Origin of the sequence: Xanthomonas sp. WHRI 6106 (assembly GCF_040202405.1) — a bacterium.
Taxonomy (GTDB): Bacteria; Pseudomonadota; Gammaproteobacteria; order Xanthomonadales; family Xanthomonadaceae; genus Xanthomonas; species Xanthomonas cannabis.
In genome coordinates this window covers 110,050-131,590 of the sequence record NZ_JBEGFC010000001.1, presented here as the reverse complement: position 1 = coordinate 131,590, position 21,541 = coordinate 110,050, and the positions used below count along the sequence as shown (strand labels likewise).

The 21,541-nt window shown below is 65.5% G+C and carries 21 protein-coding genes and 1 tRNA gene; 3 read left to right on the top strand and 19 right to left on the bottom strand.

Annotation, left to right across the window (positions count from 1 at the left end; translation table 11 throughout):
• Positions 1-27: 27 nt before the first annotated feature.
• Positions 28-2,619: a Fe/S-dependent 2-methylisocitrate dehydratase AcnD gene (gene acnD, locus ABQZ09_RS00705; protein ID WP_349775846.1), complete on the bottom strand. Its 2,592-nt coding sequence runs from the start codon at positions 2,617-2,619 to the stop codon at positions 28-30.
• 32 nt (positions 2,620-2,651) lie between these two features.
• Here acnD and ABQZ09_RS00700 point away from each other — a divergent pair, with 32 nt between their 5' ends.
• Entirely contained in the window at positions 2,652-2,834 is a 183-nt protein-coding gene (locus ABQZ09_RS00700; RefSeq protein ID WP_349775845.1) for a hypothetical protein, read from the top strand.
• A 23-nt stretch (positions 2,835-2,857) separates the two neighbouring features.
• Here the strand turns inward: ABQZ09_RS00700 and prpC are convergent, their stop codons facing one another.
• Positions 2,858-4,012, bottom strand: a complete 1,155-nt coding sequence (prpC, locus tag ABQZ09_RS00695; RefSeq protein ID WP_184552579.1) for a bifunctional 2-methylcitrate synthase/citrate synthase — start codon at positions 4,010-4,012, stop codon at positions 2,858-2,860.
• A gap of 72 nt (positions 4,013-4,084) precedes the next feature.
• Complete coding sequence (gene prpB, locus ABQZ09_RS00690; protein ID WP_349775844.1) at positions 4,085-4,981, bottom strand: methylisocitrate lyase; 897 nt, start codon at positions 4,979-4,981, stop codon at positions 4,085-4,087.
• 124 nt (positions 4,982-5,105) lie between these two features.
• Here prpB and prpR point away from each other — a divergent pair, with 124 nt between their 5' ends.
• On the top strand, positions 5,106-6,716 hold the full coding sequence (gene prpR / locus ABQZ09_RS00685) for a propionate catabolism operon regulatory protein PrpR (RefSeq protein WP_349775843.1): 1,611 nt from the start codon (positions 5,106-5,108) through the stop codon (positions 6,714-6,716).
• Between the two features lie 49 nt (positions 6,717-6,765).
• On the opposite strand, the gene ABQZ09_RS00680 is transcribed toward prpR, so the two are convergent.
• The 14 genes from ABQZ09_RS00680 to ABQZ09_RS00615 all read right to left on the bottom strand — a co-directional run bounded on the left by ABQZ09_RS00680 (position 6,766) and on the right by ABQZ09_RS00615 (position 18,007).
• Positions 6,766-7,092 carry a hypothetical protein gene (locus ABQZ09_RS00680; protein WP_039404101.1) on the bottom strand — a complete coding sequence of 109 codons (327 nt, stop codon included), beginning with the start codon at positions 7,090-7,092 and terminating at the stop codon, positions 6,766-6,768.
• 280 nt (positions 7,093-7,372) lie between these two features.
• Positions 7,373-7,447, bottom strand: a tRNA-Val gene (locus tag ABQZ09_RS00675).
• A 231-nt stretch (positions 7,448-7,678) separates the two neighbouring features.
• Positions 7,679-8,032: a PilZ domain-containing protein gene (locus tag ABQZ09_RS00670; protein ID WP_003483889.1), complete on the bottom strand. Its 354-nt coding sequence runs from the start codon at positions 8,030-8,032 to the stop codon at positions 7,679-7,681.
• Positions 8,029-8,988, bottom strand: a complete 960-nt coding sequence (locus ABQZ09_RS00665; protein WP_349775842.1) for a DNA polymerase III subunit delta' — start codon at positions 8,986-8,988, stop codon at positions 8,029-8,031. The genes ABQZ09_RS00670 and ABQZ09_RS00665 overlap by 4 nt, the downstream gene beginning before the upstream one ends.
• A complete protein-coding gene (gene mltG, locus ABQZ09_RS00660) occupies positions 8,985-10,058 on the bottom strand; it encodes an endolytic transglycosylase MltG (protein WP_039404093.1) in 1,074 nt (357 codons plus the stop codon). Before mltG ends, ABQZ09_RS00665 begins: the two co-directional genes overlap by 4 nt.
• Positions 10,059-10,118: 60 nt before the next feature.
• Positions 10,119-11,474: an aminodeoxychorismate synthase component I gene (locus tag ABQZ09_RS00655; protein WP_349775841.1), complete on the bottom strand. Its 1,356-nt coding sequence runs from the start codon at positions 11,472-11,474 to the stop codon at positions 10,119-10,121.
• Positions 11,475-11,647: 173 nt separating this feature from the next.
• The gene (fabF, locus tag ABQZ09_RS00650; RefSeq protein ID WP_349775840.1) at positions 11,648-12,883 is read right to left on the bottom strand and encodes a beta-ketoacyl-ACP synthase II; all 1,236 of its coding nucleotides are present in this window, start codon (positions 12,881-12,883) and stop codon (positions 11,648-11,650) included.
• Between the two features lie 143 nt (positions 12,884-13,026).
• A complete protein-coding gene (acpP, locus tag ABQZ09_RS00645) occupies positions 13,027-13,266 on the bottom strand; it encodes an acyl carrier protein (RefSeq protein ID WP_002814322.1) in 240 nt (79 codons plus the stop codon).
• Positions 13,267-13,420: 154 nt separating this feature from the next.
• Positions 13,421-14,164 (bottom strand): 3-oxoacyl-ACP reductase FabG, encoded by a 744-nt coding sequence (gene fabG, locus ABQZ09_RS00640; protein ID WP_349775839.1) that lies wholly within the window; start codon positions 14,162-14,164, stop codon positions 13,421-13,423.
• 82 nt (positions 14,165-14,246) lie between these two features.
• Positions 14,247-15,191, bottom strand: coding sequence for an ACP S-malonyltransferase (fabD, locus tag ABQZ09_RS00635; RefSeq protein WP_349775838.1), 945 nt, complete (start codon positions 15,189-15,191; stop codon positions 14,247-14,249).
• Between the two features lie 104 nt (positions 15,192-15,295).
• Positions 15,296-16,078: a BUD32 family EKC/KEOPS complex subunit gene (locus ABQZ09_RS00630; protein ID WP_349775837.1), complete on the bottom strand. Its 783-nt coding sequence runs from the start codon at positions 16,076-16,078 to the stop codon at positions 15,296-15,298.
• A gap of 60 nt (positions 16,079-16,138) precedes the next feature.
• Positions 16,139-17,116 carry a beta-ketoacyl-ACP synthase III gene (locus ABQZ09_RS00625; protein WP_005995227.1) on the bottom strand — a complete coding sequence of 326 codons (978 nt, stop codon included), beginning with the start codon at positions 17,114-17,116 and terminating at the stop codon, positions 16,139-16,141.
• Between the two features lie 89 nt (positions 17,117-17,205).
• A complete protein-coding gene (gene rpmF / locus ABQZ09_RS00620; RefSeq protein WP_039404068.1) occupies positions 17,206-17,400 on the bottom strand; it encodes a 50S ribosomal protein L32 in 195 nt (64 codons plus the stop codon).
• 97 nt (positions 17,401-17,497) lie between these two features.
• Positions 17,498-18,007, bottom strand: a complete 510-nt coding sequence (locus ABQZ09_RS00615; protein ID WP_039564560.1) for a YceD family protein — start codon at positions 18,005-18,007, stop codon at positions 17,498-17,500.
• Positions 18,008-18,115: 108 nt separating this feature from the next.
• On the opposite strand from ABQZ09_RS00615, the gene ABQZ09_RS00610 reads away from it, so the two are divergent.
• Positions 18,116-18,691: a Maf family protein gene (locus tag ABQZ09_RS00610; RefSeq protein ID WP_349775836.1), complete on the top strand. Its 576-nt coding sequence runs from the start codon at positions 18,116-18,118 to the stop codon at positions 18,689-18,691.
• Positions 18,692-18,705: 14 nt separating this feature from the next.
• Here ABQZ09_RS00610 and ABQZ09_RS00605 read toward each other — a convergent pair whose 3' ends face one another.
• A complete protein-coding gene (locus ABQZ09_RS00605) occupies positions 18,706-20,292 on the bottom strand; it encodes a hypothetical protein (protein ID WP_349775835.1) in 1,587 nt (528 codons plus the stop codon).
• A gap of 266 nt (positions 20,293-20,558) precedes the next feature.
• Entirely contained in the window at positions 20,559-21,533 is a 975-nt protein-coding gene (locus tag ABQZ09_RS00600) for a glycosyltransferase family 2 protein (protein ID WP_039404062.1), read from the bottom strand.
• Positions 21,534-21,541: the final 8 nt, after the last annotated feature.

Sequence of the window (21,541 nt, the reverse complement as noted above, 5' to 3'; positions counted from 1 at the left end):
GCCTGAGAGCCTTGAGTACCAAGGGCATCAGGCAGCCGTGGCTTCCAGAAAATCCTGCGCAAACCGTTGCAACACACCACCGGCCTCGTAGATCGAGACTTCCTCTGCGGTGTCCAGGCGGCACGTGACCGGCACCTGCAGCTGCTCGCCGTTGCGCCGGTGGATCGAGAGTGTCAGCGTGGCCCCCGGCGTGCGCTGTCCGGTCACGTCGAAGGTTTCGCTACCATCGATGCCAAGTGTCTTGCGATCGGTGCCTGGCTTGAACTCCAGTGGCAACACGCCCATGCCGATCAGGTTGGTGCGGTGGATCCGTTCGAAGCCTTCGGCCACGATCACCTCCACACCGGCCAGACGCACGCCCTTGGCTGCCCAGTCGCGCGAGGAGCCCTGCCCGTAATCGGCACCGGCAACGATGATCAACGGCTGCTTGCGGGTCATGTAGGTTTCGATGGCCTCCCACATGCGCATCACCTGCCCTTCCGGCTCCAGCCGCGCCAGCGAGCCTGCGGTGACCTGCCCATCGATCACGGCCATTTCGTTGATCAATTTGGGATTGGCGAAGGTGGCGCGCTGCGCGGTGAGATGGTCGCCGCGATGGGTGGCGTAGGAATTGAAATCCTCCTCGGGCACGCCCATGTGCGCGAGGTACTCGCCAGCCGCGCTGCCGGCCTGGATCGCATTGGATGGCGACAGATGATCGGTGGTGATGTTGTCGCCGAGCACAGCCAGCGGCCGCATGCCGTGCAGGGTGCGTGCCCCTGCCAATGCGCCCTCCCAATACGGCGGGCGGCGAATGTAGGTGCTGGTCGGGCGCCAGTCGTACAACGGGCTCACGTTGATGCCCTGCCCACTGCTGCGCTGAAACATCGGGTCGTACACGCGACGGAAGTGCTCCGGCTTGACGCTGCGCGCCACCACCGCGTCGATCTCCGCATCGCTCGGCCACAGATCCTTGAGCGTTACCGCGACGCCGTCTGCATCGATGCCCAGCACGTCCTTTTCGATATCGAAGCGCACGGTTCCGGCGATTGCATAGGCGATCACCAACGGCGGCGAGGCGAGAAACGCCTGCTTGGCATACGGGTGGATGCGCCCGTCGAAATTGCGGTTGCCCGACAGCACCGCCGTGGCATACAGATCGCGGTCGATGATTTCCTGCTGGATGGTTGGGTCGAGCGCACCGCTCATGCCATTGCAGGTGGTGCAGGCGAACGCCACGATGCCGAAGCCCAGCTGTTCCAGTTCGCTCAATAAGCCGGCATCTTCCAGGTACAGCTGCACTGCCTTGGAACCCGGCGCCAGCGAACTCTTTACCCACGGCTTACGGGTCAAGCCACGCGCGTTGGCATTGCGTGCCAGCAGACCGGCCGAGATGACGTTGCGCGGGTTGGAGGTATTGGTACACGAGGTGATTGCCGCGATGATCACCGCGCCATCGGGCATCTGCCCCGGCACCTGGTCCCAAGCACCGGCAATGCCGCGCGCAGCCAGCTCGCTGGTGGCCACGCGCTTGTGCGGGTTGGAGGGCCCGGCCATGTTGCGCACCACGCTGGACAGATCGAACTGCAGCACGCGCTCATACTGTGCGGTGGCCAGATCGTCGGCCCACAGCCCGGTATGACGTGCATAGTTCTCCACCAATGCCACCTGCGCGTCGTCGCGACCGGTGAGCCGCAGGTAGTCGATGGTCTGCTGGTCGATGTAGAACATCGCCGCGGTCGCCCCGAATTCCGGCGTCATGTTGGAAATGGTGGCGCGGTCGCCGATGGTCAGCGCGCTGGCGCCTGCACCATAGAATTCGAGATAGGCGCCCACCACGCGTTGCTGGCGCAGGAATTCGGTCAAGGCCAGCACGATATCGGTGGCAGTCATTCCCGGTGCCGGCCGCCCGGTGAGTTCCACGCCGATGATGTCCGGCAGACGCATCCACGAGGCGCGACCCAACATCACGTTTTCTGCTTCCAGGCCGCCCACGCCCACTGCGATGACGCCCAGCGCATCCACATGCGGAGTGTGGCTATCGGTGCCCACGCAGGTATCCGGAAACGCCACGCCGTCCAGCGTGTAGATCACCGGCGACATCTTCTCCAGGTTGATCTGATGCATGATCCCGTTGCCTGGCGGAATCACTTCCATGTTTTCGAACGCGCGCTTGGTCCATTCGATGAAATGGAAGCGATCGGCATTGCGACGGTCTTCCACGCCGCGGTTCTTGGCAAAGGCCTGCTTGTCGAAGCCAGCGTATTCCACCGCCAGCGAGTGGTCGACGATCAGCTGCACCGGCACCACCGGGTTGACCTGCGCCGGATCGCCGCCCTGCTCGGCGATTGCATCACGCAGGCCGGCAAGATCCACCAGAGCGGTCTGGCCCAGGATGTCGTGGCAGACCACACGCGCCGGAAACCACGGGAAATCCAGCTCGCGCTTGCGCTCGATCAATTGGCGCAGATACGCCTCCAGCATCGGCGGCTCGGCGCGCCGCACCAGATTTTCCGCGTGCACGCGTGCGGTGTACGGCAAGCCTGCATATGCACCGGGCTGCAACGCGTCCACGGCGGCGCGTGCATCGAAGTAATCCAACGCGGTGCCCGGCAAGGACTTGCGGTATTGGCTATTCATGGCTGGCGATATCACAAGGCGGGCGGGGTTTTTTGCTGTTGCTGTTGCTGTTGCTGTTGCTGCTGTTGCTGCTGCTGTTGCTGTTGCTGTTGCTGCTGCTACTGCTACTGCTGTTGCTGTTGTCGCTGATGCTGCTCGTATTCCTGCTCACCACGTGCCACTCGCCACGCTCCCTTCTCCCGCAACGCGGGAGAAGGTGCCCGAGGGGCGGATGAGGGCCGCTCGCAAGTGGCACTTTTCAGACGCGCTGATCCAACGGCACAAACACCTGATCTTCCGGCCCGGTGTAATTGGCCGAAGGCCGAATGATCTTGCCATCCACGCGCTGCTCGATCACGTGCGCACTCCAGCCCGCCGTGCGTGCCAGCACGAACAGCGGGGTGAACATCGCTGTCGGCACACCCATCATGTGGTAGCTCACTGCACTGAACCAGTCCAGATTCGGGAACATCTTCTTGATGTCCCACATCACGCTCTCCAGACGCTCGGCGATGTCATACATCTTGCGGCTGCCCTGCTCCTCGGACAGCTCGCGCGCCACGTCCTTGATCACCTTGTTGCGCGGGTCGGACACGGTGTAGACCGGATGCCCGAAGCCGATCACCACTTCCTTGCGCTCCACACGTGCCTTGATGTCGGCCTCGGCGTCGTCTGGCGTGTCATAGCGCTTCTGTACCTCGAAGGCCACCTCGTTGGCGCCGCCATGCTTGGGACCGCGCAACGCGCCGATACCACCAGCAATGGCGCTGTACATGTCGCTACCGGTACCGGCAATCACGCGGCTCGCAAACGTGGAGGCATTGAATTCGTGCTCGGCGTACAGGATCAGGCTGGTGTGCATTGCGCGCACCCACGAATCCTTCGGCGCAAAGCCATGCAGCAGGTGCAGGAAATGCCCACCGATGGAGTCGTCGTCGGTCTCCACCTCGATGCGCTTGCCGTTGTGGCTGTAGTGATACCAGTACAGCAGCATCGAACCGAGCGAGGCCATCAACTTGTCGGCGATATCGCGCGCACCGGGATGGTTGTGATCGTCCTTTTCCGGCTGCAGGCAGCCAAGCACCGACACACCGGTGCGCATCACATCCATCGGGTGCGCGGATGGCGGCAGCTGTTCCAGCGCGGTTTTCACCGCCGCCGGCACACCACGCAACGAGCGCAGCTTGGCCTTATAGCCACGCAGCTCGCCGCTGTTGGGCAACTTGCCATGCACCAGCAGGTAGGCGATCTCCTCGAACTCGCTGGTGGTGGCCAGGTCCAGGATGTCGTAACCGCGGTAATGCAGATCGTTGCCGCTGCGGCCCACGGTGCACAGGGCGGTATTGCCGGCGGCAGTGCCTGACAGTGCGACGGATTTTTTCGGCTTGAAACCGGGAATGGCAGTGTCGTTCATGCGATGAGCTCCCAAGCTGTGGCGTGTTGCAATGTCACGAAGGATTGACCAGATGGACCCAGCAAGCGGCGATCATGCGCCCTTGCGCGCAAACAACGCGTCCAGGCGCTGTTCGTAGCCGTGATAGCCGATGCGTTCGTAGAGTTCTTCGCGGGTCTGCATCGTTTCCAGCACGGCCTGCTGGTGGCCGTCGCGCCGAACCGCCGTATAGACCGCCTCGGCGGCCTTGTTGGCTGCACGGAACGCCGACAGCGGGAACAGCTGGATCGCCACACCGGCCTGCGCAAGTTGGCCGCGCGTGAACAGCGGGGTCTTGCCGAATTCGGTGATGTTGGCCAGCACAGGCACCTTCACTGCATCGACAAAGCGCGCGTAGGTCTCCAGGTCGTAGGCGGCCTCGGCAAAGATGCCGTCGGCGCCCGCGTCCACGCAGGCGATGGCGCGTTCGATCGCTGCATCCACCCCTTCCATCTGGATGGCGTCGGTGCGTGCGATCAAGAAAAACGCCGGATCGGTCTTGGCATCGGCCGCCGCCTTGACCCGGTCGACCATCTCGCCCTGGCTTACGATCTCCTTACCCGGCCGATGCCCGCAACGCTTGGCGCCCACCTGGTCTTCGATATGGCAACCGGCCGCGCCGGCCTTGATCAGCGACTTGATGGTGCGCTCGATGTTGAAGGCACTCGGCCCGAAGCCGGTATCCACATCCACCAGCAGCGGCAGTTCGCACACGTCGGTGATGCGGCGCACATCGATCAGCACGTCTTCCAGTGTGTTGATCCCCAGGTCCGGCAACCCCAGCGACCCCGCCGCCACGCCGCCGCCAGACAGGTAGATGGCCTGGTAGCCCGCACGCTGGGCCAGTAGCGCGTGGTTGGCATTGATCGCACCGATCACCTGCAGCGGCGACTCGGCAGCCAGCGCTGCGCGAAAGCGCGTGCCGGCAGAGGCTGGATAGGAGGACGTCATGACGGTTTCCAGGAGGAGAGGTTTAGCTGGGTCGCAAACGCCGTGCCAATCGCAAGTGTTTGATTGTGCTACGAGCGGAAGACCTCGCCGTTGCAGTTTCGGAACTGATGGAACATCATGAAACATGACGAAACAGCTCGACTTCCCGCGCCGCCCCAGCATCTCCGATGCAGCGGGTATCTCTCTGCCGGTGATCTGGACCGTCAGCGTGTCCCGCCTGACCGGCCTGCTCGCCGACGTCATCCCCGAGTTCGACCAGCGCGCGCGCATCGAGCAGATCAACCTCGGCTTTGCCGAAGCGGTGGAGGTCATCGGCCAGCGACTGCGCCGCGAACGCTGCGACGCCCTGGTGGCCGGCGGCTCCAACGCCGCCTATCTGCGCAGCCGCCTGGCATTGCCACTGGCGCCAATCCAGGCGACCGGGTTCGACCTGATGGAAGCGCTGGCGCGCGCGCGCCGCATTGCCCCGCGCATCGGCGTGGTGACCCATGCCAGCGACGTCCCGTCGTTCCATGCCTTCCAGACCAGTTTCGACCTGGACATCGAGCACCGCCGATTCGTCACTGCCGAGGACGCGCGCGATTGCATTGCCGACCTGCGCGCCGCCGGTATCCAGGTCATCGTGGGCACCGGCATGGCGATCGATTTCGCCGAACAGGCCGGGCTGCCAGGCGTGCTGCTGTATTCGGCAGGGTCGGTGCGTCAGGCGCTGGAGCAGGCCATCGCACTGGGCACGGCATCGAGCCGGGAGCGGCCCGCTGCGCGTAGTCACTCAAGGCGCCCCCGACGTAGCGATGCGCTGCTTGGCGACGACGCCGCCATGGCGCAGGTGCGTGCCTTGGTGCAGCTGTATGCCCCGCATGCGGGCACCGTGTTGATCAGCGGCGAAACCGGCACCGGCAAGGAATTGGTCGCCCGACAATTGCATGCCGGCAGCCGTCGCCGCGGCCGTTTCGTGGCAATCAATTGCGCGGCCATCAGCGAATCGTTGCTGGAGGCAGAGCTGTTCGGCTACAGCGATGGCGCCTTCACCGGTGCCCGCCGCGGCGGCCACACCGGCCTGATCGAAGCCGCGCAGGATGGCACGCTGTTCCTCGACGAAATCGGCGAATTGCCCATGCCGTTGCAGACACGGCTCTTGCGCGTATTGGAAGAACGCGAAGTGTTGCGCGTTGGCGCAACCCTGCCCGTCGCAATCGACGTGCGTGTGGTGGCCGCCAGCCTGCAGGCGCTGCACGCGCTGGTCGAGCAAGGACGATTCCGTCGCGACCTGTTCTACCGCCTGGCAGCGTTACGCATCGCGCTGCCCCCCTTGCGTCAGCGCCCCGACGACATCGCACTGCTGCTGGCGCATTACTTCCAGCAACTCGGCAATATCGCCTCGCCGCTGTCGGAGGCTGCATTGCAACGACTGCAACTGCACGCCTGGCCCGGCAACGTGCGCGAGCTGCGCAACCTGGTCGAACGCCTGTGCATCCACTGGAAGGCGCAGGCGCACGAGAGCCTGAGCCTTGAGCAACTGCAGTGGTGGGCACCGGAGCTGTTCGACACACAGATCGGCGATACCGCAGCGGCATCCGCACGCAGCGACCTGGCGGCGTCCCGCCTGCAGCTCACCGCTGCAGCCGTCCGCGCGGCGCTCGATCGCGCAAACGGCAATCGCGCCCTCGCCGCACAGGCGCTCGGCGTTTCGCGCACGACGCTGTGGCGCTGGATGCAGACGCAAGCTACCTAGAGAACTGGCGCGACGACCGTACGGCGATTCGCCCCAGGCGCGCAGAAGCTCACTTGACCCGTGTGTACTCGGTATCGCCGGTGCTCAAACGACCGCTCGCCTCGTCGATCGCATAGTTGACCGTGCCACTGCCACTGGACACCTGCAGCACACCCTTGGTCAACAACGCCGGGTAATTTCGGGTCTTGACCCCATTGCCGAACATCTCCGGCGAGGTGTCGCGGATGATGAAGCTCTCGCCGTTGTGCTCGATACTCAACACATTCTTCTGCGACTTCACATTGACCCACTTGCCAACGTACTGCTCGCCAACATCGCGCGCGCAGCCGGCTAGCAGCGCCATCGCAATCAGGGCACTTCCAAGCAATGCTTTCATCGCCAGACCTTCTTCAACGCGGGGGGGGTCTCCCAGGATGGCAAGTCCTTGTTGAGCCCGCAACAAGCAGGCACAAGCGACGAGACAGGCCATCTGGAAAGCACGGTCACGGGGGGCGCAGGCTCGACTCTCCGGTCACTAACGGACATGCACGTGTCACCGATGACGTCTAGCGCTCTGCTGCGTCCTGGAGCCTTCCGCATGGAACGCAAGACACAAAAAAACCGGCACATGGCCGGCTTTTTCTTCGCGTCGAATCCCGTGGAGTGCAGGATTTCTATGGTGGGCGGTACAGGGTTCGAACCTGTGACCCTTGCCGTGTGAAGGCAATGCTCTACCGCTGAGCTAACCGCCCGGTGACGCGAGCCGCACATTATAGGGCAGCTGCGGCAATCGTCAACAGGTTGATCCGCGACGACGATGACTTGGTCGAAAACGTCCCGATCCAATGACTGGGCGCGGCGTGCCGACGGTCTGGCGGCGCCATGGCGATAATCGATTCGGCGCCATTCAAACGCCCGCTACGCCCTTCGACGACCCGCTTCCAATACGACGGCAATCACCCGCGCAACCGCACCGCACTACCTCACATCGTATGCGTCGGTTTGTCCGAGGTCGTCAGGCCTGCCAGCAGGGTCTCGATCTTGTTGCGCACTGCCTCACCTTCCGGGCCGTCCGGGAACTGCACGCCGATACCGGCGGCGCGGTTGCCCTGCGCGCCGGCCGGCGTGGTCCAGATCACCTTGCCGGCCACCGGCAGGCGCTCGCTGGAATCGGGCAGGGTCAGCAGCAGGAAGACTTCGTCGCCCAGCATGTAGCGCTTGGGGGTCGGCACGAAGATGCCGCCACCTTTCACGAACGGCATGTAGGCGCTGTAGAGCGCCGGCTTGTCTTTCAACGCCAGCGACAAAATGCCCTGGCGTGCATTCATTGCACTCATCGAGTTCCCCTAGAACGTGGCTGGCGCTCTCCCTCGCGCCAGGCCAGCAACAATTCCGTCACTGCCAGGTCGGCGCGGACGGTGGTGCGCAGCAGGTCGCGGGTGCGGTTGGCGGCGTCGAACCAGGTCGCCAGCTTGTGCAACCGCGATGGATCGGTCAAGCCGGCCGAGGCCTGCGCCAATGCCAGATCGGCGGCATGGCGCAGGCGCTGGTCGGCCTGGCCATCATTGGTCCAGCGCTGCGCCACCTCCACCGCGCCAGCGCGGCCGCTGGCAATCTGCTCCAGGTCCTGCGCCACCGCACGCCGCACCGCCAGGCCGTCTTCGCGCAGCCATTGCGCGGCAAGGCCGGGATGGCCGCGGGCGGCGTCCAGGGCCTCCTGCGCAGCGCGCTCGCTGACGCCTTGCGACAGCAACCAGGCCAGTGCCTCGTGCGCGGGCGGTAATTTGAATTCCAGGCGCTGGCAGCGGCTGCGGATGGTCGCCGGCAGCCGCGCCGGCTGGGCACTGATCAACCACAGGTAGCGGCCGGGCGATGGTTCTTCCAGCGTCTTGAGCAAGGCGTTGCAGGCGGCGCGATTGATTGCATCGGCCGGGTCGACGATCACCACCTGGGCGATGCCGTACTGCGGTGTGAGCGAGAGCTTTTGCGAAATCTCGCGCACCTGCTCGATGACGATTTCGGTACGCAGCTTGTCGCCGGTACGGTTGGGAATGAAGGACACCAACTGCAGGTCGGGGTGGGTGCCGGCGGCGATCAACTGCCGCGTGCGCTGCGCCAGTGCCGGGTCCGGCGAGCCGGCCAGCACGTGCTCGGCCAGGGCCAGGGCGACCGCGCGCTTGCCCAGCCCTTCCGGCCCGCAGATCAGCAACCCGTGCCCGAGCCGTCCGGCATCCAGTGCAGAAACGGTCTGGTCGAAGGCGCGTTGCTGCCAGGGCGAAAATGCGGCGGTCATGGCGTGGGCTCCGTCTGCGGCGCGCTCGGCAGGCGGCGGCGCTGCAGGTAGCGCGCCACCGCCGCGTTATGGTCGGCCAGCGTGGCCGAGAATGCGTGCGCGCCGGTGCCATCGCCGACGGCCACGAAATACAGCGCCTCACCGGGCGCCGGCTGCACCGCCGCCAGCAGCGCCTCGCGGCCCGGCATGGCGATCGGCGTCGGCGTCAGGCCGGTGCGCGTATAGGTGTTGTACGGCGTGTCGGTGGTCAGGTCGCGGCGGCGGATATTGCCGTCGTAGCTGCTGCCGATGCCGTAGATCACGGTCGGGTCGGTCTGCAGCTTCATGCCCAGCTGCAGGCGACGCAGGAACACTCCTGCGATCAGCGGCCGCTCGGAACCCAGGGCGGTTTCCTTTTCGATGATCGATGCCAGGATCAATGCCTGTTCCGGCGAGCTAAGCGGCAGGTTCGGGGCGCGCTGTTCCCAGGCCTGCGCTAATGCCTTGTCCATGGCCGCGTGCGCGCGCTTGAGCACGTCGAGGTCGCTATCGCCGCGCTGGTACACATAGGTTTCCGGCAGGAATCGCCCTTCCGGATGCTGCTTGGCAAATCCCAGCCGCGCCATCAGCGCCGCATCGTCCAGCGCGTCGATGGAGTGCTGCAGCGGCGTGGCGGTGGCGAGTGCGGCGCGGAGCTGCCGGAAATTCCAGCCCTCCACGATCGTGAAACGGTACTGGATCACACGCCCCTGGCGCATGCGCGTCAGCACCTCGCGTGGCGACAGCGCCGGCGCCAATGCGTACTCGCCCACCTTGAGCTTGCCGGCGGCATCCACCTGGCGCGCGAGCAGCTGCCATTCCAGATCGGTGCCCTGCTCCAGGCCGGCTGCGCGCAATTTGCGCAGCGTGACCTTGAGCGAATCGCCGGGCGCAATCACCACGCTGGGCGCGCTCGCAGGCACGGGGGTATCGGCGAAGTGCAGGTAATGCCGCCACGCCACCACCGCGGCAATCGCCAGCAGCGCTGCGAGCAGCAATGCCGTGCCCAGCACGGCCAGACATCCGCGTTTGCCAGTCACCGCCACACCCACCTCGTCATTGCCCCAGCGCCGCGCAGGATACCGCGCGCCGGTGATGTCCCGTTGAAGCGCTCATGTCTGCTCGATCGCGCGCAACACGCCACGCGCCTTGGCGCGGGTTTCGTCCAGCTCGCGCTGCGGGTCCGAGTCCACCACGATCCCGGCACCGGTGCGGAAACGCACCTGCTCGCCGGCCACCTCGGCCGTGCGGATCAGGATATTCAGATCCATATCGCCATCGCGATTGAGCCAGCCGAACGCACCGGTGTAGGCGCCGCGCGCGGTCTGTTCGAGCTCGGCAATGATCTGCATGCAGCGCACCTTGGGGCAACCGGTGATCGTGCCGCCGGGAAACACCGCCGCGATTACCGCGCCCGGGGTCACCCCGGCGCGCAGGCGGCCACGCACGTTGCTGACGATGTGGTGCACGTGCGCGTAGCTCTCCACGACCATCAGCTCGTCCACTTCCACCGTGCCGGGCGCGCAGATGCGGCCCAGGTCATTGCGCTCCAGATCGATCAGCATCACGTGCTCGGCACGCTCCTTGGGATGCCCGACCAGTTCACGGATCCGCGCCGCGTCGTCGTCGCCGGCAAAGCGCGCGCGGGTACCGGCGATCGGGCGCGTCTGCACCGCATCGCCGTGCACCGACACTAGCCGCTCGGGCGAGGAGCTCACCACCGCGCGCCCGGCCGCCACGAACAGGCCGGCAAACGGCGCAGGGTTGGCCGCGCGCAGGCGCGCATGCAGCGCGGCCGGGTCGACTAAGTTGGCGAATGTGGCCTGCCAGGCACGCGAGATATTGGCCTGGAACACATCGCCGGCCCGCAGGTAATCCAGCACTCGCTGCACCGCGTCGGTGAACCGCTCGGGTGCGTCCTCGTCCACTACCACCGGCCCCACCCACGCAGGCAACGGCGGCAATGCGGCGCAGGCGGCGATGTCGTCAACGATCTGCTGCAGCAAGTCCTCACGCCCCGGCTCGGCCAGCGCAACGCAACGCCCTTCCACGCGGTCGCGCAGCACTGCCGCCGGCGCGCGCAACGCCAGCGCAGTCGGCATGCCATCACCGCGGGCGGGCAGCTGCAGAATCGGCTCGACCTGCGCGGCCAGTTCGTAATCCAGTAGCACCGCCCAGCCGCCGCGAAACGGCCACGGGCTGGTCGTATCGTACGGCACGCGCTCGGCCTGCCAGGCGGCATCCAGCGCGTCCAGAAATGTGCTTTCGAGCACCCGGCCATCGCCATCGCGGGTGCGCCCATCGCCGTCCAACCGCAGGCTTGCGCCCTCTGCCAGCAGCAGCACATCCCAGCGCCCGTGGGCGGTTCCGGAAGCGGTGGATTCGAGCAGGGCCGGATAGCGTTGCGGTGCCAGCCGATGCAGCGCCAGCAGGTCGATGTCCGCATGCAGTGATCGGGTGAGCGTCATCGGTCCGGCGTGGCGTGAGGTGCAGACGCGGGCCGCTGCGGTAAACGCAGCGTCCGCGATGAGATGGATCGGCTGTCAATCGGAAACGTCGGCAGCGACTGCCGCGCGGACGCACCACGCGCAGCAGCTGAGGCACCACACACCGTTTTCAGCGAAGAAAACGGCGCATCGACTCAGACGCGCTTGAACACCAAGGTGCCGTTGGTGCCGCCAAAGCCGAAGCCGTTGGACATCACCGCATCCACCTGCACCTCGCGCGCCACGTTGGGTACGTAATCCAGGTCGCAGCCTTCGCTGGGCTCTTCCAGGTTGATGGTCGGCGGAATGATGCCGGTGTGCAGCGCCATCACCGAGAAGATCGCTTCCACGCCGCCGGCCGCGCCGAGCAGGTGTCCGGTCATCGACTTGGTCGAGCTCACCATGGTCTTGTAGGCGTGATCGCCCAGCGCGCGCTTCATCGCCAGGGTTTCGGCCAGATCGCCCAACGGCGTGGAGGTACCGTGCGCGTTGAGGTAGCCGATCTGCTCGGGATTGAGCTTGGCATCGCGCATGGCGGCCAGCATGCTGCGCGCCGCGCCTTCGCCGTCTTCGCTGGGGGCAGTCATGTGAAACGCATCCGAGCTGGCACCGAAGCCGACCAGCTCTGCGTAGATGCGTGCGCCACGCGCCTTGGCGTGTTCGTACTCTTCCAGCACCAGCACACCGGCACCGTCGCCCAGCACGAAGCCGTCGCGCTGCCTGTCCCACGGGCGCGAGGCCGCAGCGGGATCGTCGTTGCGGGTGGACATCGCCTTCATGGCGCAGAAACCGCCGACCGAACTCGGCGAGGAGCCGCGCTCGGCGCCGCCGGCCAGCATCACGTCGGCATCGCCGTACTGGATCATGCGCATTGCGGTGCCGATCGAGTGGTTGGACGTGGCGCACGCGGACACGGCCGAGAACGTCGGGCCCTTGAGGCCTTTGATCAGGCTGACCTGGCCCGGCAACATGTTGATGATGGTGCTGGGCACGTAGAACGGCGAAATCTTGCGCGCGCCGCCCTCATGGAATTTGATGGTCTGCTCTTCGATACCGAGCAGCCCGCCGATGCCGGAGCCGAGAATGGCACCAATGCGTTCGGCATTGCTTTCGTCGATTTCCAGCCCGGAATCGTCCAGCGCCATGAACGAGGCGCCGACACCGTAGTGGATGAACGAATCCATCTTCTTGACGTCCTTGGCGGACACAAAAAGCGTGGGGTCGAAATTCTTGATTTCGCCGGCGATCTTGGTGGTGAACTGCGAGGCATCGATCTGCGTGATCGGGCCAATGCCGGAGCGCCCGTGGATGATTCCATCCCAGCTGCTGGCCAGATCATTGCCCAGCGGCGACACAATGCCCATGCCGGTAACGACAACACGACGACTCATTGCAGATCTCCTCACCACGGAACGAACGGTGCTTGCGGTTTGCGGGTGACGCTGAAAAACACAGGGCCGCATCAGCGGCCCCATGGAATGTCTGACGCAGCAGCGGCGTGATGATGCGCGCCACCGCGGTCAGGAACAACGCATCAGCTCTTGACGTGAGCCTTGACGTAGTCGATCGCCTGCTGGACCGAGGTGATCTTCTCGGCCTCTTCGTCCGGGATCTCGCACTCGAACTCTTCTTCCAGCGCCATCACCAGCTCGACGGTGTCCAGCGAGTCGGCACCCAGGTCATCGACGAACGATGCGCTGGTGGTGACTTCCTCTTCCTTGACGCCGAGTTGTTCGACGACGATTTTCTTGACGCGTTCTTCGATGGTGCTCATTGGGGATATCGCTCCAGATGGAGTAGTGGTGGTACAAAAAAACGCCATCGGGCTGCGATGGCCGCGTTGGATAGTGTAGTGGAAGCGCCCGAGCCTTGCATTGCATCACAAGTCCCGGCCGATCAGCCACTTAGCGCCTCCCGGCGCCGCACGCTCACGGCATGTACATGCCGCCGTTGACGTGCAGGGTCTCGCCGGTGATGTAGCGTGCGGTCGGGCCAGCCAGGAATGCCACCGCATTGGCGATGTCTTCCGGGGCACCCAGGTGGCCCAGTGCGATCTGCTGCTGCAAGGCGGTCTTGGCCTCGTCCGGCAGCGCCTTGGTCATGTCGGTGTCGATGAAACCGGGCGCCACCACGTTGACGGTGACCCCGCGCGAGCCGATTTCCTTGGCCAGCGACTTGGAGAACGCAATGATGCCGGCCTTGGCCGCGGCGTAGTTGGTCTGCCCCGGATTGCCGGTCACCCCGACCACCGAGGCGATATTGACGATGCGGCCCTTGCGTGCCTTCATCATGCCGCGCATGACCGCCTTGGAGGTGCGGAACACGCTGGTCAGGTTGGTGTCGATGATCGCCTGCCAGTCGTCGTCCTTCATGCGCATCAACAGGTTGTCGCGGGTGATGCCGGCGTTGTTGACCAGGATCGAGATCGCACCGAATTCCTTGCCGATCGCATCGATCAGACCATCGACCGCGGCTGCATCGGTGACGTTGAGTTCGCGACCGTGCCCGCCGTGGGCGGCCAGGCGCTCGCCGATCGCCGCAGCGCCGGAGGCCGACGTGGCGGTGCCGATGACGGTGGCGCCCTGGGCGGCCAGCGTGTCGGCAATGGCCGCGCCGATCCCGCGGCTGGCACCGGTGACGAGGGCGATTTCGCCCTGCAGAGGCTTGCTCATGAATGCTGTTCCTCGAAGGGGGACGTCGCAACCGTGGCCGCGAACGTCGAGGGAGGCCGGCACGACCGGCATATGCAGTGGATCAGTGCACCCACGCGTCGAGCGCGCCGGCATAGTCGGCCGGCGTGGCCAGCGGGCGCGCGTCCAGGCTCTTGTCGATGCGCTTGATCAGCCCGCTCAGCACCTTGCCTGGGCCGCATTCGGCAACCCGTGTGATGCCCTGGGAGGCCAGCGCCTGCACGCATCCGGTCCATTGCACCGGCAGGTACAGCTGCTCGGCCAGCGCCTGGCGGATCGCGGCGCTGCCCTCGTGCACACGCGCATCGACGTTCTGCACCACCGGGATCTGCGGCGCCTGCCAGCTCAGCCCGGCCATCGCTTCAGCCAGCTGATTGGCGGCATCGCGCATCAGCGGGGTATGCGAGGGCACGCTCACCGCCAGCTTGACTGCCTTGCGCACGCCGCGCTCGGCCAGCAAGGCCAGGGCGCGGTCCACCGCGGCGGCATCGCCACCAATCACGATCTGACCGGGCGAATTGAAATTGGCCGGCACCACTACCTGGCTGCCTGCCGCCTCGGCGCAGACCTCCAGCACCAGCGCGTCGTCGGCACCCAGCACCGCCGCCATCGCACCAACACCGGCCGGCGCGGCGGCCTGCATGAACTGGCCGCGCAGCCGCACCAGGTGCGCGCCGTCATGCAGCGACAAGGCGCCGGAGGCGACCAGGGCGGTGTATTCGCCCAGGCTGTGCCCGGCCAGCAGCGCCGGGCGCTGCCCGCGCTGGGCGGTCCACAACCTCCACACCGCCACGCCAGCGGCCAGCAAGGCCGGCTGGGTGTACTCGGTGCGGTTGAGCATCTCTTCCGGGCCGCCCTGGGACAGGGCCCACAGATCGACACCGGCGCCTTCGGAGGCTTCGGCAAACGTGTCACGGATCTGCGGATGCAGTTCGGCCAGTTCGGCCAGCATCCCTAAGGACTGGGAGCCCTGGCCGGGAAACACGAAGGCGAGAGTGGATTCGGTCACGCGCTGCTGCCTGCAAAAATCGAGCCGGGATGATACGTGCGAAATCGCCCTGGCGTCTGTACTGCCGCGTATGCAAGCCGGCACCGACGCAGCGGCCGGCACGCTTACAGCAAGGCTTCGAGCAGGTCCATTTCGCCGTCGGCAAACCAGTCCACGCACAGCACCAGCACCAACACCACGCCGAAGGCACTGGCCGCATGGATGGCCTGGATCGCCCGCCCCAGCGCGCTTGCCGAGCGGCCCAGCCTGCGCGCCACCTGCGCAACGCGCCGCAGGCGCCCGGTGACCGTATGCGCATGCTCGACCACCGCCGGGCCGGCGGTATCGAAGGCACGCGCCAGCAGGCGCTGCAGCACCTCGCGCCGGCCACGGTAGTACTTGGCCACGCCATAGCCGAACACCAGCCAGTCGCGCGCCTGGGCCTGCGCCAGGTTCATCACTTCCAGTGGATCTTCTTCGAAATCGATAAAACCCACCGACTGGCCGTCGAAGGTCATGTTGCGTGGCAACGGCTGCCCGAAATAGGCGCCATGACCATGCGCATGGACCATGGCCGACACCGCCAGCGCCACCAGGCGGTCGCGCTCGGGCACGTCAGCTTCGCGCAGGCAGGTGGCAAACGAGCGGCCGTTGTCGCTCAGGATCAGGGCCGCCTGCCCGCAGCCGACCACGCGCGGCACATTGACCGACTGCGCATGCAGCTCGCCGAGCCGGCGCGCTTCGAGGTCGCGCGCGGCGTCGCCGCCACGGTGCGGCGGTGGACGCAGTGCATCCAGGCCCCAGCGGCGTGCGACAAAGTTGAGTGCGCCCAGCGAGACCGCCCGATCGCTGCGGCGGTACTGCTTGAGCCAGACACGCTGGCCGGCGATGACGATCGGTTCTGCCATGACGGCCCGTCCTTCGACGCAGTCAAACCCAGCCGGCGGACGCGGCCGGGCCTGCGGGACTCAGTAGCGCAGCAGCGCCGAGCCCCAGGTAAATCCACCACCGAACGCTTCCAGCAGCAGCAATTGGCCGCGCTGCACGCGGCCCGAGCGGACCGCTTCGTCCAGCGCGAGCGGCACCGAGGCCGACGAGGTGTTGCCGTGGCGATCCACGGTGACCACCACCTGCTCCATCGGCAGGTCCAGCCGCTTGGCGGTGGCCTCGATGATGCGCAGGTTGGCCTGATGCGGGATCAGCCAGTCCAGGTCGTGCTTGTCGTAGCCGTTGGCGGCCAGGGTCTCATCGACCACCGAATCCAGCGCCTTGACCGCGTACTTGAACACGTCGTTGCCCTTCATCAGCAACGCGCCACCGCCGTTCTTGCCTTCACCGAAGCCGACCGACACGCCCACCGGGTCCCACAGCAGTTCCTTCTTGCTGCCATCGGCATGCAGGTGGGTGCTGAGGATGCCGGTTTCTTCGTCGGCCTTGAGGATTACCGCACCGGCACCGTCGCCGAACAGCACGCAGGTGGTGCGGTCGGTCCAGTCGACGATGCGGGTCAGGGTCTCGGCGCCGACCACCAGCACGGTCTTGGCATCGCCGCTGCGCACGAACTTATCGGCCACGCTGAGCGCGTAGACGAAGCCCGAGCAGGCCGCGTTGACATCCATCGCCCCGCAGCCGACGTTGCCCAGCCGCGCCTGCAGCAGGCAGGCCGTGGACGGGAAGATCAGGTCGGGGGTGGTGGTGCCGATGACGATCAGGTCGATCTCGTCGGCGGTGACGCCGGCCGCTTCCATCGCCTTCAGCGAGGCGAAATACGCCAGATCGCTGGTGGTCTGGTCGTCGGCGACGATGTGACGCTCACGGATACCAGTGCGCGAGAAGATCCATTCATCGCTGGTGTCGACGATCTTGGACATGTCGTCGTTGGTCAACACCTTTTCGGGCAAATAGCTACCCGTGCCCGCGATTCTGGAATAGATCCGCTTGCTCATACTGTTTCCTGGTGCAAGAGCCGCGGTGACCGGCGGCTCCGGAAGAAGCGAGAGTCACCCGGCCGCGCAGAGGCGCCGGGTGCCACGAATCAATCTTCTTGAATGGCCGACGACTTGGTCGCGATCACCTTCTTGCCGCGGTAGTAACCGTCAGCGGTGATGTGGTGGCGCAGATGGATCTCGCCGCTGGTCGGGTCGGTCGACAGCTGCTTGGCGGTCAGGGCGTCGTGCGAACGACGCTGGCCGCGACGGGACGGGGTGACACGGGATTTCTGCACAGCCATGGGATTGCTCCAACTTTAGTTCGATAACTTGTCTGTTGAGTCGAACAGCACGCTCTACGCCCGCGTCGACCTGTTTTTCCGCCCTTAACAGCGGCGGTTACTGTTTCTTCAACGCTGCCAGCGCCGCGAACGGACTGGCCTTGTCCTGCTCTTCCTGGGTCGGAACCCATTCGGCATCGATCGCTTCGCTGCCCGGCGCCATCGGCACCACTGGCACCGACAGCACCAGTTCGTCCTCCACCAGGTCCGCCGCCCGCAACATGCCGTCGTCGGGCACCAGCAAGGCTTCGTAATCCGGCGGCAACGCGGCTTCTTCGTCCTCGTCGCGGATCAGGCCAAGACGCTGCCTGATCTGCACCGGGTACAGAAAACGCTGCAAGGTGCGCTGGCAGGCCAGCGGCAGCTCGACATCGATGCTGAGTTCGACATAGGCGACCTTGAGCAGAGCGTCCTGATCGAACTGGAGCGAATAGACACACTCGCCTTCGGTATCGACCAGACTCCCCTGCAGACGGGTCATCGCAGAGAGCGGGATGCGGCCATCGAAGCGCCTGCGCGCTGCGACCATCCGCCAAGCATCCAGCATTTCGGGTACGTTCGCGGACATAAGCCGCAGAATGTTAAAGACCCGCCGTGGCCATGTCAAATGCACCCCTTCAGTGTGCTGCACCGGGTGCAGACTGGCAGACTGCCCTGCCCGTTTCCAGCAGCGTCCATGATGCCACGCCTGATCCTAGCCTCCACTTCCGTGTACCGGCGCGAGCTGCTTGGCCGCCTGCAACTGGACTTCACCACCGCACGCCCGCAGGTCGATGAGCGGGCGCAGCCGGGTGAGGCCCCGAGTGCCCTCGCAAGCCGCCTGGCTGCCGAAAAGGCCGCCGCCATCGCGACCCACGCGCCCGACGCCTGGGTGATCGGCTCGGATCAGATGGCCGACCTCGACGGCCAGGCGCTGGGCAAGCCCGGCACCCTGGACCAGGCACGCGCGCAGTTGAGCGCCATGTCCGGGCGCACGATGCGCTTCCACACCGCGGTCAGCCTGATCGGCCCGGAGGGCGCCTTTCACGCCCTGGACCTGACCGAAGTCCAGCTTCGCCCGCTGACGCCCGACGCGATCGCGCGTTACCTGGCCACCGAACCCGCACTGGAGTGTGCCGGCAGCTTCAAATGCGAGGGCCTTGGCATCAGCCTGTTCGATGCGATTCGCTCTGAGGACCCCACGGCCCTGATCGGGCTGCCGCTGATCGCGCTGGCACGGTTACTGCGTCAGGCGGGGTTTCAACTGCCCTGAGCTATCGCCTGGCCTCATCGATCGAGCCTGCAGAACTGGTAGGGATACTCCCCCTGCCCGATTTGCGAGGAAAGCCTGCGACAACTCGCCGGATCCAGCTTCACCCCATAGGCAAGCAGCTGTTGCCGCGCCTGCTCCAATAGGCGGTGATCGGCAGCCACCAATTCCCTCGCCTTGTACTCGGGAACGCGCAGCTGACACAGTCCGGGCCGGGATGCATCGAGTTCGGCACGCAATCCATGCGCCGTCAGCCAGCGCAATTGGGCGCATTCCGGTCCAGCACTCCATCCCAGACGCCGCGCCCACCGATTCATCCGTTCCACGCGGGGGGTCTGCTTGTCCTGGGTAGCATCCCATAACGCATACAGCTGGGGCCGCTCTGCCACCAGTGCGCGCACGCGGGCGCGATAGGCATCCGACTCGGCAAGGTTGCTGGCCACACCGACATAGCGTGCCGCTGGCGCAAGCAGCGCAATCCGCCATGCCTGTGGCTGGTTTCCGACCAGTAACACGGTACTGGACGCCGGTGCATCGATCGGTGGTGGCTGCACCTGGATGCTGTGCCGTGCCCACGATTCATGGCCCCAGTCGTTCCAGCCCCCGAGCGCAATCACCGCACTAAAGAGCACCAGGCAGGCGGCCAAAGTGCGGGCCCGGGCGGCAGCGAACAGCCGCTGACAGCAAAGCCAGAGCGCCAACGGCGCCAGTAGTTCCAACGCCGCCAGGTAACGATGGATCGAAAACATGCTCTGCCAGAGCAGATAACCCACGCCGACAAACACCAGCAGCGTCATCGCCTGTGCATTCCAGCCGGGAACGGGCAACGACCTGCGCCATAGCGCACGCCCCACGATTCCCAGCACGGCCAGATAAAGCAGTGCCCAGATGCATTGAAACAGCGCAATTTCACTCACCCGCCAGGGATTGAAGGTCAGTACCAGCGGCCACGCCAACCACTCGCCAACATTGCGCGGCAGCCAACGGGTGTCACCTAGCGAGACAGGTTGCGCGAGTGGCGCGCGAAACAGGCCATTGAACTGCGGAAACAAGGGGTTGCCGAACTGCTCCCAGACCCGCAGATACCAGGGGGCAGCGATCACGGCAAAGACCAGCAATGCCGTTAGCGCCATGCTCACCACACCCAGCGCCCGTGCGCGCGGCCGCCCACCGGCGCAGAGCGCCGCACAAGCCAATGCCACTGCATAAGGCGCGTTGGTCAACTTGCACGCCACGGCGAGACCAAGCAAAAACCCGGCGAGCAGCCAATGACCCGCAGCAAGCGCACTACCGGCCTGTTGTCGGCGCTGCGCGCGCATCACCAATGCCAGCGCCGCGAGCAATGGCAGCGCCGTGCTTGCATCGCCCATGGTGTTGGCAAATTCGGAAAGGAATGCCGCGCTGCACAGGCCAGCCAGCGCCAGCAGCGGGGCGAGGCGAGCGCGCTGGGAGTCTGCCTCCAGCACATACCAGGCGATTGCCGCCACCGGCACGAACACTAATGCATGCAGCACGCCCATCAGCGCGCCGGCCATTGGCCCGGGCCAGCGTGTCAGCAGCCCGTACTGGACGATATCCAGCGCCGGATTGAAATAGCTCTGCAACTGTGCCGGAGCCAGATCCTGGGTCAGGCGACCGTGCCACCACGCATAGCCGTTATAGACGTGGTAATTGCGCAGGTCCCAGTTGGCATCCTGCCCAAGACACAACGCCACCAGACCACCTAGCAGCGCAACGGCGGTCACCGCCGCGACCACGTTGGCTGGACGCCGGAACGCGAAGCGGTGATCGGCCCAATGCAACAAGCGGGCGATCCTGCGCCCCCGTCCGGAGACGGCAGCGCCGGCGTAGACGCGCGCGAACAGGGCACTCATCGATGCGCCCCCGGCCCCAGCAAGGGCTCGGCAAGATAGGCCAGATGCTTGGCCTCGATGCGTCCACGGGTGACGGTATCCAGGATCAACCCGCAGGCCAGCAACAAGAACCCCAGCAGCATCAGCGCCACGCACAGGATGGCGGTAGGAAAGCGCGGAACCAGGCCGGTCTGGGCGTAGGTTTCAAACAACGGGATCGCCAACCCCACCGAAGCCAGGGCACAGGCAATAAAACCCACCGAGAAAAACAACAGCGGCCGCTCGGCCTTGAACAACTTGGCGATCGTGGTGAGGATGCGCCAGCCATCGCGCCAGGTATTCAACTTGCTTTGCGAGCCTTCCGGGCGCACGCCGTAGGCGGTTTCGACCTCGGCCACCGGCATGCGCAACTGCAATGCGTGCACGGCCAGTTCGGTTTCGGTCTCGAAACCATGGGCATGGGCCGCGAAGGATTTGACGTAGCGCCGCGAGAACACCCGGTACCCGGACAGCATGTCATCGAAACTGCGCCCGAACAGCAGCCCGGCGCACCGCGTCAGCAACACGTTCCCCAGCCGATGGCCCGGGCGATAGGCGGCCTGCTGCTGATCGCGCCGCGCGCCGACCACCATGTCCAGGCGTTCGTCGATGAGCTTGCGCACCAGCGCGGGCGCAGCACCGGCGTCGTAGGTGGCATCGCCGTCGACCAGCACGTAGATGTCGGCTTCGACGTCGGCAAATCCACGCCGCACCACGTTGCCCTTGCCTTGCAGTGCGACACGACATACCTGTGCACCTGCTGCGGCGGCGACTGCTGCGGTGGCATCGCTGGAATTGTTGTCCAGCACGTAGATCACCGCGCCCGGCAGGGCGGCAGCAAACGCGCCGACCACCTCGGCCACTGTTGCCGCTTCGTCATGGCAAGGCACCAGCACGGCGATTCGAATCCCGGACAGCGGTGCGGGATGGGTAACAGGCAAGGATTGCGTCATTGGGCGAT